This is a genomic window from Streptomyces sp. NPDC093591, assembly GCF_044764885.1.
Lineage (GTDB): Bacteria > Actinomycetota > Actinomycetes > Streptomycetales > Streptomycetaceae > Streptomyces.
On sequence record NZ_JBIWIY010000022.1, the window covers coordinates 154514 to 169307 of the forward strand.

General features: G+C 68.8%; 14 protein-coding genes and 1 pseudogene. 4 read left to right on the top strand and 11 right to left on the bottom strand.

The window, feature by feature from the left end; all coding sequences use genetic code 11:
- Positions 1-134: 134 nt before the first annotated feature.
- A complete protein-coding gene (locus tag ACIREI_RS38660) occupies positions 135-1160 on the top strand; it encodes a helix-turn-helix transcriptional regulator (RefSeq protein WP_403343465.1) in 1026 nt (341 codons plus the stop codon).
- A gap of 37 nt (positions 1161-1197) precedes the next feature.
- Here the strand turns inward: ACIREI_RS38660 and ACIREI_RS38665 are convergent, their stop codons facing one another.
- From ACIREI_RS38665 to ACIREI_RS38695, 7 genes are all read right to left on the bottom strand, one after another.
- Positions 1198-2724, bottom strand: coding sequence for an MFS transporter (locus ACIREI_RS38665; protein ID WP_403343468.1), 1527 nt, complete (start codon positions 2722-2724; stop codon positions 1198-1200).
- Positions 2725-2860: 136 nt separating this feature from the next.
- Positions 2861-5119, bottom strand: a complete 2259-nt coding sequence (locus tag ACIREI_RS38670; RefSeq protein WP_403343470.1) for an ArnT family glycosyltransferase — start codon at positions 5117-5119, stop codon at positions 2861-2863.
- Positions 5116-6630: a glycosyltransferase gene (locus tag ACIREI_RS38675; RefSeq protein ID WP_403343473.1), complete on the bottom strand. Its 1515-nt coding sequence runs from the start codon at positions 6628-6630 to the stop codon at positions 5116-5118. Before ACIREI_RS38675 ends, ACIREI_RS38670 begins: the two co-directional genes overlap by 4 nt.
- Before the next feature lie 14 nt (positions 6631-6644).
- Positions 6645-8258: an ATP-binding protein gene (locus ACIREI_RS38680; protein WP_403343476.1), complete on the bottom strand. Its 1614-nt coding sequence runs from the start codon at positions 8256-8258 to the stop codon at positions 6645-6647.
- Positions 8255-8995: a response regulator transcription factor gene (locus ACIREI_RS38685; protein WP_390766943.1), complete on the bottom strand. Its 741-nt coding sequence runs from the start codon at positions 8993-8995 to the stop codon at positions 8255-8257. The genes ACIREI_RS38680 and ACIREI_RS38685 overlap by 4 nt, the downstream gene beginning before the upstream one ends.
- Positions 8996-9166: 171 nt before the next feature.
- A complete protein-coding gene (locus tag ACIREI_RS38690) occupies positions 9167-9961 on the bottom strand; it encodes a DUF899 domain-containing protein (protein ID WP_403343478.1) in 795 nt (264 codons plus the stop codon).
- A 199-nt stretch (positions 9962-10160) separates the two neighbouring features.
- Complete coding sequence (locus ACIREI_RS38695; protein ID WP_403343481.1) at positions 10161-10622, bottom strand: ATP-binding protein; 462 nt, start codon at positions 10620-10622, stop codon at positions 10161-10163.
- Positions 10623-10842: 220 nt separating this feature from the next.
- Here ACIREI_RS38695 and ACIREI_RS38700 point away from each other — a divergent pair, with 220 nt between their 5' ends.
- From ACIREI_RS38700 to ACIREI_RS38710, 3 genes are read left to right on the top strand one after another with little or no spacing between them, the layout of a single operon-like run.
- Positions 10843-11724: a helix-turn-helix domain-containing protein gene (locus ACIREI_RS38700; RefSeq protein WP_403343483.1), complete on the top strand. Its 882-nt coding sequence runs from the start codon at positions 10843-10845 to the stop codon at positions 11722-11724.
- A gap of 4 nt (positions 11725-11728) precedes the next feature.
- On the top strand, positions 11729-11905 hold the full coding sequence (locus tag ACIREI_RS38705) for a DUF397 domain-containing protein (protein ID WP_403343486.1): 177 nt from the start codon (positions 11729-11731) through the stop codon (positions 11903-11905).
- A gap of 3 nt (positions 11906-11908) precedes the next feature.
- Positions 11909-12091 (top strand): DUF397 domain-containing protein, encoded by a 183-nt coding sequence (locus tag ACIREI_RS38710; RefSeq protein WP_403343489.1) that lies wholly within the window; start codon positions 11909-11911, stop codon positions 12089-12091.
- Here ACIREI_RS38710 and ACIREI_RS38715 read toward each other — a convergent pair.
- From ACIREI_RS38715 to ACIREI_RS38730, 4 genes and pseudogenes are all read right to left on the bottom strand, one after another.
- Positions 12077-12493: an antibiotic biosynthesis monooxygenase family protein gene (locus tag ACIREI_RS38715; protein ID WP_403343492.1), complete on the bottom strand. Its 417-nt coding sequence runs from the start codon at positions 12491-12493 to the stop codon at positions 12077-12079. The two genes, ACIREI_RS38710 and ACIREI_RS38715, sit on opposite strands and share 15 nt — an antisense overlap.
- A 111-nt stretch (positions 12494-12604) precedes the next feature.
- Positions 12605-13254 (bottom strand): annotated as a pseudogene (locus ACIREI_RS38720) (DUF1266 domain-containing protein).
- Positions 13255-13932: 678 nt separating this feature from the next.
- Complete coding sequence (locus ACIREI_RS38725; RefSeq protein WP_403343495.1) at positions 13933-14172, bottom strand: hypothetical protein; 240 nt, start codon at positions 14170-14172, stop codon at positions 13933-13935.
- Positions 14173-14344: 172 nt separating this feature from the next.
- Positions 14345-14791 carry a hypothetical protein gene (locus ACIREI_RS38730; protein WP_403343497.1) on the bottom strand — a complete coding sequence of 149 codons (447 nt, stop codon included), beginning with the start codon at positions 14789-14791 and terminating at the stop codon, positions 14345-14347.
- Positions 14792-14794 lie beyond the last annotated feature (3 nt).

A 14794-nucleotide genomic window follows, 5' to 3' on the forward strand; every position in this document is an offset into this window, starting at 1 on the left:
CTCGGCCGTATGCGCGGACCGGTGCAGACCGGAACGCTCCCCTTAGGCTGAGATCCGTCGGTCGTCCGACCAGCGGTCGACGCAGTTGTCCATACACGTGACACAGCCGTCACGCGAGAACGGGGGAGGACACCATGCCGTGGGAGGCAGCCGAGTCCAAGGCCGGCCTAGAGCTGCTGGGAGTGGCGGTGGGGGACGAGGAGCTCTACCGCCTGCTGCTGCGCAGGGGCCGGCTCGACCGAAGGGATCTCGCCGCCCATCCGGCGGCCGAGGGCCGCGACGTGGATGAGGTGTGCAAGCGGCTGACCGAGCTCGGCCTGGTGCGGGAGACGGCGGGCGGCCTGCTCCGTCCCGTTTCCCCGGCCAAGGCGGTGGAGGGCCTGATCACGGCGGAGACCGAACGGCTGCGGCACGAAGTGGAGGAGGCCGTGGCGGCGAGCGGTGTCGTTGCCTCCCTGATGGCCGAGCAGGAGGCCCACGGTACCGGTCAGCTCATGACGCCCGGCGAAACCATTCGGCATATCGAGGGGCTGGAGGCGGTGCGTGCCGCCATCGACGAACTGACGTTCTTCACCTGGACCGAGTCCCTGACCACGAACCCGAAGGGCGTGATCTCGGAAGAGGGAATCGCGCACGCACGCCCCCTCGACGAACGCATCCTGCGCAGAGGTGTGCACATGCGCACGCTGCTGGGCGAGGCGGCCCTGGACTGCTCGACCACCTTGCGGTACGCCCGCGAACTGACCTCGAAGGGTGCCGAGATCCGTATCTCTCACACCCCTCTGGAACGCATGATCATCTGCGACCGGTCCGCGGCGCTGACCCCCATCGACCCGTTCGACACCGCGCGGGGTGCCGTCCTGACCCGGGAACCGGGGCTGGTCGCCGCTCTGCTCTCCCTGTTCGAACGCATGTGGGTCCAGGCCCAGGAGTTCCCGTTGGAGGAGAGCACCGAACTCACGGACGACCAGGGCCTCAGCGGCCTGGAGTACAAGATCCTCCAGTCCCTGTGCCGGGCGGACAAGGACGAGATCGGCGCCCGCGACCTGGGCATAGCGGTGCGCACCTACCGCAAACACGTCGCGGGCCTCATGCGCCGCCTGGGCGCCTCCAACCGTTTCCAGGCCGCCCTCCTGGCCCGGGAACGCGGCTGGATCTGAGCAGCCTGAGGGCGGCGGGGCCTTTGCCCCGCCGCCCTCAGGCTGCCATCGCGGGCTCGTCCGCCCTCTCCGCCCGCCGCAACAACGCGGCCGCGACCAGCCCTCCGGCCAGAACCGCCCCCGCCCCCACCAACTGACTGGTCTCCAGCCCGGAGGCGAAAGCCTCCGTGATCCGCGCCCGTTCCGCGTCCGACCCCGCCTCCGCCAACGCCGCAGGCAGAGACACCGCCGCCACCGAAATCAACGCCGCGAACCGCGAGTTGAGTACGGCCCCGAGCACCGCGACGCCCAGTCCCTGCCCGAACTCCGTCACCGTGCCGTTGATGCCCGCGCCGACCCCGGCCTTCTCCGGCGGAATCGAGCTCATGATCGCGTGTGCCATGGCCGGGCTGGCGATCGCGGCGCCCGCGCCGATCAGCACCAGGCCCAGCAGCGTGCCCGGGTACCCGTGCTCGGTGAGCGTCGCGATCGAGACGAGGCCGGCGGACATCGCCGTCATGCCCAGCCCTATGGAGACGGGGGTCCCGAGTCTGCCCGACCACTTGGCCGACAGACCGGTGAAGTTCAGGGCCACGATCATCAACGCGAGCGGCGCCGTGCGCAGCCCCGCCTCCAGCGGGCCGTAGCCGAGCACGAACTGCATGTGCTGGGTGAGCAGGAAGAGCGATCCGCCCATCCCGAAGGTGATCAGCACCGCCCCGGCCACCGCTCCCGTGAAACGGCGGTTCGTGAAGAAGTGCATGTCGAGCATGGGATACGGGATCCGGCTCTCCCAGTACGCGAAGCCGCCCAGCACCACGACCGCGACGGCCGCCGACGCCAGCACCCGGCCGGACGTCCAGCCGTGCTCGGGTCCGGAGATGATCGCGAAGACCAGGGAGGACATCCCGATCGTGGAGAGCAGGGCGCCGAGCAGGTCGGGGCGGTCGCCCTGCACCGGGGGTCCGGGGGTTGTCCCCCGGGAAGGCACAGCCTTCGACTCGGGGACCAGGATCACGACCGCGACCAGGGCGAGCGCGGCGACCGGCAGGTTGATGAGGAAGATCGCGCCCCACCAGAAGTGGTTCAGCATGAAGCCGCCGAGGAGAGGGCCGGCCGCGAAGCCCAGCGAGTTGACCGCCGCCCAGATGCCGATCGCCTTCGGCTGCTCCTCGGGCGAGAAGATCTGCATGGCCACGGCGAGCGTGGTGGTCATCAGCAAGGCCCCGCCGACGCCCATCCCGGCCCGCGCCGCGATCAGCTGGCCGCTGGACTCCGCGAGGCCCGCCACCAGCGAGCCCACGCCGAACAGCACCAGTCCGGCGGCCAGCATCTTCTTGCGGCCGTAGCGGTCGGCCGCGCTGCCCGCGGTGAGCAGGAGTCCCGACTGCACCAGCGAGTACGCGTTGATCATCCACTGGATGTCCGAGGTGGCGGCGCCGAGTTCGCTGGTCAGCGAGGGGATCGCCACGTTCAGGATCGTGTTGTCGAGCAGCACGGTGAGCTGGGCGAGACAGATGACGCCGAGTATCAGCCAGCGCTGGGGATGGCCCTGGGAGACGGTGACGGAGGCGGGAGCGGTCATGCCGTACACCGTAGAACAGTTCCCATACGCTGTACAACGCGCTTTCCGGCCGTGGACAGCGGGGCCGGGCCGGGACAGCCGGAAGGGCGGCGACCAAGCGGTCGCCGCCCTTCCTCGTCCAGCCTCCAGGCCTACGTCAGCTGCTCGCCTTCTGCGTGAGGTCGTAGAAGGTGGCCGAACCGACCGTCACCTTCTTGAAGTTGGCCTCGACCCACGAGCTGATCTGCGAGGACGTACCGCTGCTGCTGCCGCCCATGCCGCCGCCGGAGCCGCTGGAGATGAAGTAGTGGATCTTGCCGTCCGCCACGTACTCCTTGAACTGCGCCAGCGTCGGGGACGGGTCGGTGCCGTTGAAGCCGCCGATCGCCATGACCGGGGCGCCGGTGGAGAGCTGGTAGCTCGCGGCGTTCTGGGCGCCGATGGCCGCGGCGGCCCAGGTGTAGTCGTCGGCGTCGGTCTCCAGCAGCTTCTTGGCCTCGTCGCTGACGCTGGCGCCGTTGAGCAGACCGCCCATGCCGCCACCGCCGCCCATGCCGCCTTCGCCCGTCCGGCCACCGCCGGGCATGCCGCCCTGCTGGTTCTGGGTGGAGCCGTTGCCGTTCTGCTGGCCCTGCCGGCTGTTCTGGCCGGGCATGCCGCCGCCGAAGCCGCCGTTGCCGCCGCCGGGGAAGCCGTTGCCGTTCTGCTGGTTCTGGCCCTGGGTGTTGCCGTTGCCGTTCTGCTGGTTCTGGCCGGGCATGCCGCCCCCACCGGGACCGCCGCCCATGCCGCCACCGCCACCCGGGCCGCCACGGCCGCCCGAGACCGCGGGGCCCGCGGTGACGATCGAGCCGGTGTGGCCCTCGTTCAGCGTGGTGAGGGTGTACGCGGCCGGACCGGCCAGTGCGGCGGTGAGGCCCAGGCCGACGACGCCCATGATCAGTCGACGTCCCAGCTTCGAGGCGAAGATCAGCCCCAGCGCGGCGACCAGACCGCCGACCAGTACGACCCACTTCAGCCAGGGCAGGTAGTCGGAGGAGCGGTTGAGCAGCACGTAGCCCCAGACCGCGGTGGCCGTCATCGCGGCAGCCAGGGACAGCGACGCCCACATCTTGTCGCGCTTCTCCCAGAGCAGCGCCGCGCCCATGCCGATCAGCGGGGCGATGTAGGGGGCGAGGGCCACGGTGTAGTACTCGTGGAAGATGCCCTGCATGTAGCTGAAGACCAGCATGGTCGTGATCAGCGCGCCGCCCCACACCAGGAACGAACCGCGCGTCACCGACGTACGGCGGGCCATGGGGGTCCCCCCGCTCGAGCGCATTCGAGAGTGGGGGAGCGTGGCCACCAGGCCCGCGATCAGCAGGATCAGCGCGGCCGGGATCAGCCAGGAGATCTGGCCGCCGATGCTGGAGCTGAACAGGCGGTCCCAGCCGGTCTCGCCCCAGTTGCCGCCGCCACCGCCGCCACCACCGACGCTCCCCGTCTCCTCGCCGTTGAGCCGGCCGAGGCCGTTGTAGCCGAAGGTCAGCTCAAGGAAGGAGTTGTTCTGCGAGCCGCCGATGTACGGGCGGGAGGAGGCGGGCCACAGCTCGACGATCGCGACCCACCAGCCGCCGGAGACGACGATCGCGGCGAGGCCGGCGGCGAGCTGACCGATCCTCTTCTTCACCGACCCCGGGGCGCAGACGCCGTGGACGAGGGCGAGCGGCGGCAGGATCAGGAAGGCCTGCAGGGTCTTGGCGAGGAAGGCGAAGCCGATCGCGACACCGGCCCACACGAGCCACTTGGTACGGCCGTCCTCCAGGCCCCGGATGACGAAGTAGCAGGCCACGGCCATCAGCAGGGCCAGCATCGCGTCCGGGTTGTTGAACCGGAACATCAGCGCCACGACGGGGGTGAGCGCGAGCACCGCGCCCGCGATCAGACCGGCCGCGGGGCTGAACCGGCGGCGTACGGAGGCGTATACGACGGCGACCGTGCCGACGCCCATCAGGACCTCGGGCAGGAGGATCGCCCACGAGTGCAGGCCGAACAGCCGCACCGACAGGGCCATCGGCCACAGGGAAGCCGGGGGCTTGTCGACGGTGATGGCGTTGGCCGCGTCCAGCGAGCCGAAGAAGAAGGCCTTCCAGGACTGGCTGCCGGCCTGGACGGCCGCCGAGTAGAAGGAGTTGGCGTAGCCGGAGGCGCTCAGGTTGTAGAGGTAGAGCAGGAGCGTGGTGAGGAGGAGGCCGAGGAAGGCCGGGCGGGCCCAGCGCGGGTCCTCGAAGCGTCCGCGCCACAGCCGCCGTACGAAGGGCTGCCTGGGTTCACCGGCGTCGGGAACCGGAGCGGCGGGTGGGGGTGTCGGCGGGCGGTCCCAGGTGTCGGGTTTCGCCTCTCTGTCCTGCGCGGTCTGGTCGTAGTGGGTCGTCATCGGGAGTCCCTCGAGTCGGTGTCGTGCGGGCGCACCGGCTGCAGCTGCATGGTGGCGTCCCGCCAGGTGCCGTCCGCGGCTTCACCGGCGCGGAACTGAGCGGTTTCGTACGTGTACTGGGGCGCGCGCTGTGCCACCGGGCGCTGCGGGAGCGGGCCGTGGTGGCCGGAGGGCGCGGCGGAGACCGTGGAGTAGGTCCGCGAGGACGCGTGGGGGGCCGGGGCGTGGGACGGGTGGTGCGAGGCGACCACCGTCGAGCCGGAGTCGCCGTCGCCGTGGTCCGGGAACACCCACGCCCGGAAGAGCAGGAAGCGCAGCACCGTCGCGGCGAGGTTGGCGGCGATGAGGACGGCCAGTTCGGTGGAGTGCGCGGGGTCGCTGCTGGCCGCGTTCAGGGCGGCGAGCGAGCCGCTGGTCAGGGCGAGGCCGATACCGAAGACGACCAGGCCCTGCGCCTGGTGCCGTACGGCGCCGCTACGGCCGCGCACCCCGAAGGTCAGGCGCCGGTTGGCCGCCGTGTTGGCGATCGCGGAGACCAGCAGGGCGAGCGCGTTGGCGATCTGCGAACCGGTGAAGAGCCGGAAGCCGCTGTAGAGGAGGAGGTAGAAGAGGGTCGACAGGCCGCCGACGACACAGAAGCCGACGAGCTGGCGGGCCAGGCCCTTGGGTACGTCCTTGATCTCGCGGTCGCGCGGGTCGTCGCCGAAGGGGCGGGTGAGCCGGTCCAGCGGGAGCGAACCGCCGGCCAGCGCCTTGCCGACCCGCCAGACACCCTTGAGGTCGTCGGTCGCCGTCTTCACGATGTGGACCGTGGAGTCGGGGTCGTCGACCCAGTCGACCGGCACCTCGTGGATGCGCAGCCCCGCGCGCTCGGCGAGCACCAGCATCTCCGTGTCGAAGAACCAGCCGGTGTCCTCGACGAGGGGCAGGAGCACCTGCGCGACATCGCGCCGTATGGCCTTGAAGCCGCACTGGGCGTCGGAGAAGCGGGCCTGGAGCGAGCCGCGCAGGATGAGGTTGTAGGCGCGGCTGATGAACTCCCGCTTGGGCCCGCGTACGACGCGGGAGGTGCGGGCCAGCCGGGAGCCGATCGCGAGGTCCGAGTGACCGGAGATCAGCGGCGCCACCAGCGGCAGCAGGGCGTTGAGGTCGGTGGACAGGTCCACGTCCATGTAGGCGAGGACCGGGGAGTCCGAGGCGGACCATACGGTCCGCAGCGCCCGGCCGCGGCCCTTCTGCTCCAGCCGGAAGGACTTGACCTCCGGTATCTCCGCCTCCAGCCGCGACGCCACCTGGGGGGTGGTGTCCGTCGACGCGTTGTCCGCGATCGTGATGCGGAACGCGTACGGGAAGGTGCGCTTGAGGTGATCATGCAGTCTCAGCACACACGGCTGGAGGTCCTTCTCCTCGTTGTAGACGGGGATCACTACGTCCAGGACAGGCGTACCGGCGTCGCCGGCCGGGAGGTGCTCCCGCGCCGGCAGGGTGCCGGGAGAAGAGTCGGTTCGCATGACACCGACTTTTGTCAGGCGCCCTGTTCCACCGATGTGGTGACGCTGTGCTGTGCCTGTGAGTGCTGTTGCCAGCTCATTTCAGGGCTCGGCTGCGCGGGCAGCGCCGGCAGATGCACCGTGAAGACGGTGCGTCCGGGCACGCTGTCGACGGTCACGGCGCCGCCGTGCGCGGTCGCCACGGCCTGCACGATCGCCAGGCCGAGGCCGGTCGAGCCGGAGGCACGCGAGCGCGAGGAGTCGCCGCGCGCGAACCGTTCGAAGACGTGCGGGAGCAGCTCGGCGGGGATGCCCTGGCCGTTGTCCTCGACGTCCACGCACATCCATGGACCCCGCCGCTGGACACGGGCGGTGACCGTGGTCCCGGGTGGGGTGTGGTTGCGGGCATTGCCGAGAAGATTGACCAGCACCTGTTGCAGCCGGGCCGCGTCCGCCGACACGAGCGCGGGCTCGTCCGGCAGGTCGAGGCGCCAGTTGTGGTCCATGCCGGCCGCGCGGGCGTCGCTGATGGTGTCCACGACGAGCGGGATCAGGTCGGTCTGCTCGAACTGGAGCGGACGTCCGGCGTCGAGCCGGGCGAGCAGCAGCAGATCCTCCACGAGCAGCGTCATCCGGCCCGCCTCGGACTCGATACGGCCGAGCGCGTGCCGGGTGTCGGGCCCGACCTCTTCTCTGCCGCGTCTGGTCAGCTCGGCGTACCCCCGGATGGAGGCGAGAGGCGTACGCAGCTCATGACTGGCGTCGGCCACGAACTGCCGCACCCGCATCTCGCTCTGCTGGCGGGAGTGCAGGGCGGCGTGGACGTGGTCCAGCATCCGGTTCAACGCGGCACCGACCCGGCCGACCTCGGTGTGCGGGTCGGTCTCGGACTCGGGGACGCGCTCGCTGAGGTTGACCTCGCCGGTGTGGAGGGGGAGTTCGGAGACGCGGGTGGCGGTGGCGGCGACTCGGCGCAGGGGGCGGGTGGCGACGCCGACTATGACGGTGCCGGCGATGCCGGCGGCCACCAGGGCGGCGGCGGTGACGCTGGCCTCGATCAGGATGAGGGTGCTGAGCGTGTTGTCGGCGTCCGTGGTCGGGATCGCGACGTAGTAGCTGCCGTTGTCGCCGCTTCGGTACGTGACGCGGTAGTCGCCGAGGCCCGGGAGCTCGACCGTGTGCTCTCCTCTGTCCTGGGTGACCTCGTTGAGCGCTTCGATCTGGGCCTCGGTCAGGTCGACGGCCTTCATGCCGCTGAAGTCGGTGGTGTCGGACGACTTCTCGCTGACCTTGGCCTCGGTGATGACGCCCTTCTGGACCTTGGCGGCGACCATGTTCTTCGAGTCGGGTCCGCGCGTGACGAACTGATCGAGGGTGAAGTTCTGGTCCGGCTTCTCGGTCGTGCCCGTCGTATTGGGGTTGCCCCCGGGAGGCACACCGAAGCCCTCCGCGGCCCGCCCGCTGACCTCGCGCAGCCGGTTGTCCAGCTGCTCGTACAGATGGGACCGCAGGGCGAGCGTGGTCACCGTGCCGATCACCGCGGCGACCACGGCGATCAGCAGGACCGACGCGACGACGAGCCGCGCCCGCAGGGTGCGCGGCTGACCCGCTCGTCTCTTCTGCGTACGCGGTCGTCGTCGCCCGCTCATGACGCCGCGGGCTTGATCAGGTAACCGGCACCACGCCGGGTGTGGATCATCGGCTCACGACCGGCGTCGATCTTCCGGCGCAGGTAGGAGATGTACAGCTCGACGACGTTGGCCTGCCCGCCGAAGTCGTACGACCACACGCGGTCGAGTATCTGGGCCTTGCTGAGCACGCGCCGCGGGTTGCGCATCAGGAAGCGCAGCAGCTCGAACTCGGTGGCGGTGAGGTGGATGTTCTCCCCGGCCCGCGAGACCTCGTGGCTGTCCTCGTCGAGCGTCAGGTCCCCGACGACCAGCACGGAGTCCGACCGCCGGTCGGCGGCACCGGAACGCCGGATGAGCCCGCGCAGCCGGGCGACGACCTCCTCCAGGCTGAACGGCTTGGTGACGTAGTCGTCCCCGCCCGCGGTGAGCCCGGCGATACGGTCCTCCACGGCGTCCTTGGCCGTCAGGAACAGCACCGGCACGTCCGGCAGATCCCGCCGCAGCCGCCCGAGGACGGTCAGCCCGTCCATGTCCGGCAGCATCATGTCCAGGACGACGGCGTCGGGCCGGAACTCACGCGCGGTCTGGACGGCACCCTGGCCGTCCCCCGCGCTCCGGATCTGCCAGCCCTCATAGCGAAGGGCCATCGACAGAAGTTCGGTGATCGACAGCTCGTCGTCCACCACAAGCACTCGGACGGGGCTCCCGTCCGGCCTCAGCAGTTCGGTGCGCCCCTGGGGCGAGGTCGTGGTCATGCTGGAAACTTTGTCTGGGTCCTCTGAGAACACGCTTTCTGCAACCTGTGATTTTCCTGAGAAACGCACAGGAGACTCTCAGGGGGCGCATGGGTGATCGATACGAGCGGCTCCGCCGGGCCGCGCGGGCGCGGGAGCCCTCTCGCCCAGCAACCCACAGGTCAGGGCGCGTCAATGGTGGTGGCCGTGCCGGCCGAGGGTCGTGACGGGGGTCGCGCCGGGGCGGGTCCACTGCGGCACGGGGCGGCTGGTCGGGCCCCAGGTGGCGTTCCCATCCGCGTCCGACCGCCAGGACCAGCACGGGCTGCCTCCCTGGGGCCAGTCCTCGGGCCAACCCTCCGGATTGTCCTCCCATGCCTCGCCCCGGCCGTAGGGCGTCATGTCGAGCAGGCCGAGGGATCCGTTGACCCGCTCGTTGCCACGGCCGGTCGTGGAGTAAGTGAGAAAAGCGCGGTCGCCGTCGCGCAGGAAGCAGGCGAGGTACCCCATCTCGCCGCCGACGGGCGCGTCCACGCCGCGCACCGAGTACCAGGGCTGGGTGTAGCCCATGAACTCGACGTAGGCGGCCACCTCGTCCCAGGGCCCCGTGGTCAGGACGGCGAACGACACTCCACGGGCGTTGAGATAGACGGCGTCCTTCAGGTGCCAGGCCGTGGTGGTGCAGCCCTCGCACTGCCCCTGGTGCGGCGCGCCGTCGTACCACATGTGCTGATAGACCACGAGCTCGTCACGCCCCTGGAACAGCTCCAGGAACGGTACCGGCCCGTCGGCTCCGACGACCTCCACGGTCCCGTCGAACTCCACCATCGGCAGCCGACGACGGGCCGCGGCGATGGCGTCGCCCTCACGTGTGTGCGCCTTCTCGCGGACCAGCAGCTCGTCACGGGCGGCCTGCCAGGTGGACTGGTCGACCACGGGCGGGCGGCCGGGCAGCGTGGTGGTCGGGTCGTCCGGCGTGGGCGTCATGGTGTCCTCCGTGGTGTCTCGGGCCGGTCAGCGCCGTACGACGTCGGTCATGCGCGTCCTACGACACTCACCGGAACAGACTCCCTAACCGGGCGGAACTCATCGGGGCCGTGACTGATCGGTGGGGCGATCTCTGTCGATCTCCTTTCGCCGTGCGGCCAAGGTATCCGCGCGCCACCTTCCGAGACGCCTCAGCACGCTACGCATCGACGCTCCTCGGGATGTCGAGTTCCGCCCAGACGGTCTTGCCCACGGTGAGTTGTTCGACCGCCCATCGATCGGCGTACGTGCAGATGAGGAGGAGGCCGCGGCCGAACTGGTCGGCGGGGCCGGCGTTATGGGTGGTCGGGAGCCGTTCACCCTTCGGGTCGGTGACGGCGACCCGAAGGGCGGTGCCGGTGAGGGACGTTTCGACGCGGAACAGGCGGTCCCTGAGGCAGCCGTGCAGTAAGGCGTTCGTGCACAACTCGCTGGCCAGGAGGGCTACATCATGCGCGAGGTCGGGATGGCCCCAGTCGACGGCGAGTTGGGCGACGTGTCTGCGGGCGAGGGGGATGTTGCGGGGGTACGAGGTGTAGCTGACGGTGTCGTAGTGGTCGTAGGTCTTGGGGTTGGCCTTGGGGTTGGCCTTGGGGTTGAGGGGAGGGCAGGAGTCGGCCACAGGGTTCCTCCGGTGGGCTGGTGAGTTGGGGTGGCTCCGCCGTGCGGACAGCACGGTGCACTTCCGCCAACTGGTGTCGCTCAGTGGGCGATTGAGTACTGACGGTAGCCTCACGAGGAGATAGACAGCAACCTATCTGGACAGAAATATCGCTGTCCCGGGTTTGTGCTTGCTCCCCCCTCACCTCAGACTGGAGCAACTGATCGGGAGGGAAAGCGACATGGCAGGCAGGGACCCCGACCGCGGGAAGACGATCACGACCGTTCTGGGGCGGCGACTCGGCGGGGAGCTATTGCGTATGCGCGAAGCCTGCGACCTGCGTCAGACGCACGCCGCCGAGGCGTTGACCGCGTCGGTCACCAAGGTCGCGAAGATCGAACGCGGACAGGTGCCGATGCGGGATCCCGACGTCAGAGCCCTGTGCCATCTGTACGGCGAGAAGGACGAGGCGGTCATCGGCAAGCTGCTGGCACTGGCCAAGGCAGACCGGGACCGGCGCAAGGCCAAGGGTTGGTGGAATCAGTACCCGCAGCTTGCCGCCATGGTCGAGTACGTGGCCTTGGAGGACATCGCCACCAGCATCCGAACGTGGGAACTCGCCTTCATTCCCGGGTTGTTGCAGACGCCGCACTACGCGCGTGCCGTAGCGGTGGGCGCCGGCTCATGGGAGGACCCGCGCGAAATCGAGCCCTTTGTGGAAGCGCGGCTGACCCGCCAGGCGCGGCTGCGGTCGGAACGCCCTCTAGAGCTATGGGCCGTGATTCATGAAGGTGCACTGCGCCAACTCGTCGGCGGCCGTGATGTGATGAGGCAGCAGTTGGGCCATCTGCTCGACGTGGCGGCCTTGGACACGGTGAGGATCCAAGTGGTGCCGTACCTCGCCGGAGCCAACGCCGGCATGATCGGCGCCTTCAGCATCGTCTCGTTCGGCGAGCCTGGAGCACTGGACGTCGTACATATGGACGTACCTTCTTCTACTCTCTGGCTGGAGAGCGAAGAGGACGCCGCCAGGCACGGCCGTACCTTCGACCGCATCGCACGGGTCGGTCTGGCGGAGCGCAACGCTCTCGACCTGATCGACACCATTCGCAAGGAGATGTAGGCCGGTGACTGACTTCGAGTTCGCCAAGTCCAGCTACAGCGGCGGAGACGCGGGGCAGCAGTGCGTCGAGGTCGCCCGCAACATCGTCGGCACCGTCGCTGTACGGGACTCCAAAGAAGCGGACGGGCAGATACTCCAGCTCACGCCGCGGACCTGGGCGGCCTTCCTCAAGGAGCTGTGAGCCGTGCCGAACTTCGAGTTCGTGAAGTCCAGTTACAGCAGCGGCAATGGCGAGTGCGTCGAAGTCGCCCGGAACATCGCCGGCGCGGTCGCCGTCCGAGACTCCAAGGACGCGGACGGCCCGATACTCCAGCTCACTCCGGGAAGCTGGACGGCCTTCCTTCGCGTGCTCTCACCTCACCGCTGAGGCGCCTTCCGGTCGCGTTGCCTCGCAGGGCCGGGCAACGGTCCGGGTGCTCACCCGCTCGAACCCACTGCTGTGCTCGACCCTGGCGATATGCAGCGAGTAGCGCTCGTACCAGTGCGCACGCCCCTGCGCCTTGGCCGCCCGGTGCTCCGCATGGCTGCGCCACTGCTCGATGCCGGCCAGCTCCCGGAAGTAGGCGACGGTGATCGAGAGACCGCCCGGAGTGCGGGCGGAGTCCTCTCCAAGGAACCCGGGGATCTCCTTGACCAGTTCGCCCATGCGCTGGGCGGTCTCACCGTATCCGTCGTCACCCTCGGTGCGTACGGAGGTGAACACCACGGCGTAGTAGGGAGGTTCGTGCGCTGGAACAGGGACGTCAGGTGCAATGCGGTGATCGCTCATGTCTCCTACGGTCGGGCCCCGCAGCACCCGGCATCCAGACTACTTACCGAAAGGGATCCCGGAGGGATCCAACTCTTTACTGTCACCACTGACACCGCCCCTTCCACCCGCCTACCGGAAAGGGATGGTGAGCCAGGGGCTGCCAGGGTCGGACATCAGGATCCGGTGGACGGTCACCATGTCCTGGTACCAGCTGCCGAACTTCTCGTTGTCGAACTGCAGGCAGCGGCCGAGGATGAACGCGGCGGAGAAGTCCTGCCAGGACTCGTAGCAGCGCGCCGCGTGGCGCCCGGCCTCGATTACGGCGGCCTCGGCCTCCGGCAGGGTGCAGTAACGGGTGCTCAGGCCCAGCGCGCCATGCACGAAGCCCGGCCGCGGTCCCAGGCGTCGGCGGAGCTGACGTACTGGCCCTCGCCGAGGATGCCGTCGGCGCGCATGCGGGCCTCGTAGCGGGTGATCCGGCCGATGAGGTGCTGGACGCCCTTGATGTGCGCCTCGGTCTCGGCCGCGGGGGCCGGGGCGGTCTTGGTGACGCCGTCGGAGGTGAGGACGGTCTCGCCCTCCGCCCGTTGCCGCAGTATGCGGGCGGCGGCATCACGCCAGTAGCCGGTCTCGACGTAGCCGCCGAAGTCACGGGCGATGGCACGGCGCAGGCCGAGGGCGAACTCCCAGACCGGGCGAGCGCCGTCGGTGGCCAGCAGGGCGTACTGCTGTACCTGCCACTCGGGGTAGTTGGTGATGCCCCAGGACTTGCGGAGCATCCGGCGCTCCGCGCTATAGCCGTGGCCGTGGTAGGCCAGGGCGTTCCAGGCGCGGCCCTGGTGGACGACGAGGTGGGCACCGCAGGCCAGCCCATGGGCGACGGGCCCCTCCAACGGACCGCCCACCCGCAAGGTCCGCAGCACGGCCTCGTCCGAGGGTCTGCCGGCGTGCTTGGCGTACTGGGCCCAGGACCAGGAGTGCGGCGGCGCGGCGGCGCGGCGGGAAGGAACGCCTCGCACGGACTGCCCGGATTGACGACGATCATCGGCGGAAACTCGGGCGTCCAGCCCTCCGTGAACCCCCGGAGCTCTCTCCAGTCGAACACACGGTGCGGCTCGGGCACGGGCAGCATGCCCTCGGTGTACACGGCCCACATCCTGCCGCCGGGGACCCGAGGGTCATACCCGAACACGGAGTAGGTGTTCAGGATCCTGTTCTCCGCCTTGTCCCGCAGCACCTCGAAGTACAGCCGATTACGCGCGAGTGTCTCGAAGTAGGCCGGCCAGTTCTCACGGGACTTGGCGTCGAACAACGCCTGCTCGACGTCCGTCGGAGGTGACCAGGCGGCTGGGGTGGGAAGACCGAAACCTGTGGGAGGCGGTCCGAACGACATTGTTCACCTATTGGTTTTTCACGGCTTGAAGAGCAGGCATCGCCAATACTCCTACTTTAGGATCTCAGCCCCCCCAGAGAGCGACGCAAGAGACGCGCGCCTCGATCGCTTGTTTTACGTAGCCAGATATTTCAGTCAGCATAGACACTGCAGTTTTGAGCCCACTGGCGAGCTCGGGATCGGCCACCCACACCTCCGGACTACTGGTGACCACTGCATACAGCAAGTCGCCGCCGAGAAAGCCTCCTGCAGGTTGCTCAAGCGACTTGGCGCGATTGATTGACCAGGGCACCTCCAGTTCCATCACGCTGATCCACACTTGCCCTGGGGTGATTCCGGGAGACCCCTTCGATACAGCCGCACCACTTACACGGCCGTGACCCCGCCCACGCCACTGTCGCACGGAAGGGTGTAACTGGCGGGGGCGTACTCACCCTCACCCCCAATAATGAGAACTCAAACTCAACCATTCCAACTCAATGTGAATCTCCAAATTCTGGCCGCCCGGGCAGCGGCATGTCCGGATCCAGCCCGAGCCTATCTTTAACAATTGCCCAATTGATCCCGATGAGACGAGCTCCAATATCTCCAGACTGCGCCGCAACGGCAATTTCATTTAGCCTATCCCGGACAAAAGCAACCTCAGATTCGAAGGACTCCACCTGTTCGCCTAGCGCCACCCCCAAAGGGATATCATCCATGTAGTAGCGCCAAATTTTCGGAGGAAGTTTAGGCTCGCCAGAAGGAGGAGCCAGGGTAACTCCCCATTCTCCTCGCTCCCGCACCAGGCACACCTCGCACCCCTCCCCGACAAAACGGAGAAGGATGTTTTCGAACCCACCATCCTGACGTTCTTCCGTGATAGAGAAACCGCGCTCCATAAGCCACTCGGATAGGCCGTTGACCAGATTCTGATCGCTCACACC

Excerpts from the sequence above, each read along its gene's own strand:
- ACIREI_RS38660 (WP_403343465.1), top strand. The coding sequence starts at position 135 with ATGCCGTGGGAGGCAGCCGAGTCCAAGGCCGGCCTAGAGCTGCTGGGA.
- ACIREI_RS38665 (WP_403343468.1), bottom strand. The coding sequence starts at position 2,724 with ATGACCGCTCCCGCCTCCGTCACCGTCTCCCAGGGCCATCCCCAGCGC.
- ACIREI_RS38670 (WP_403343470.1), bottom strand. The coding sequence starts at position 5,119 with ATGACGACCCACTACGACCAGACCGCGCAGGACAGAGAGGCGAAACCC.
- ACIREI_RS38675 (WP_403343473.1), bottom strand. The coding sequence starts at position 6,630 with ATGCGAACCGACTCTTCTCCCGGCACCCTGCCGGCGCGGGAGCACCTC.
- ACIREI_RS38680 (WP_403343476.1), bottom strand. The coding sequence starts at position 8,258 with ATGAGCGGGCGACGACGACCGCGTACGCAGAAGAGACGAGCGGGTCAG.
- ACIREI_RS38685 (WP_390766943.1), bottom strand. The coding sequence starts at position 8,995 with ATGACCACGACCTCGCCCCAGGGGCGCACCGAACTGCTGAGGCCGGAC.
- ACIREI_RS38690 (WP_403343478.1), bottom strand. The coding sequence starts at position 9,961 with ATGACGCCCACGCCGGACGACCCGACCACCACGCTGCCCGGCCGCCCG.
- ACIREI_RS38700 (WP_403343483.1), top strand. The coding sequence starts at position 10,843 with ATGGCAGGCAGGGACCCCGACCGCGGGAAGACGATCACGACCGTTCTG.
- ACIREI_RS38715 (WP_403343492.1), bottom strand. The coding sequence starts at position 12,493 with ATGAGCGATCACCGCATTGCACCTGACGTCCCTGTTCCAGCGCACGAA.
- ACIREI_RS38725 (WP_403343495.1), bottom strand. The coding sequence starts at position 14,172 with ATGGAACTGGAGGTGCCCTGGTCAATCAATCGCGCCAAGTCGCTTGAG.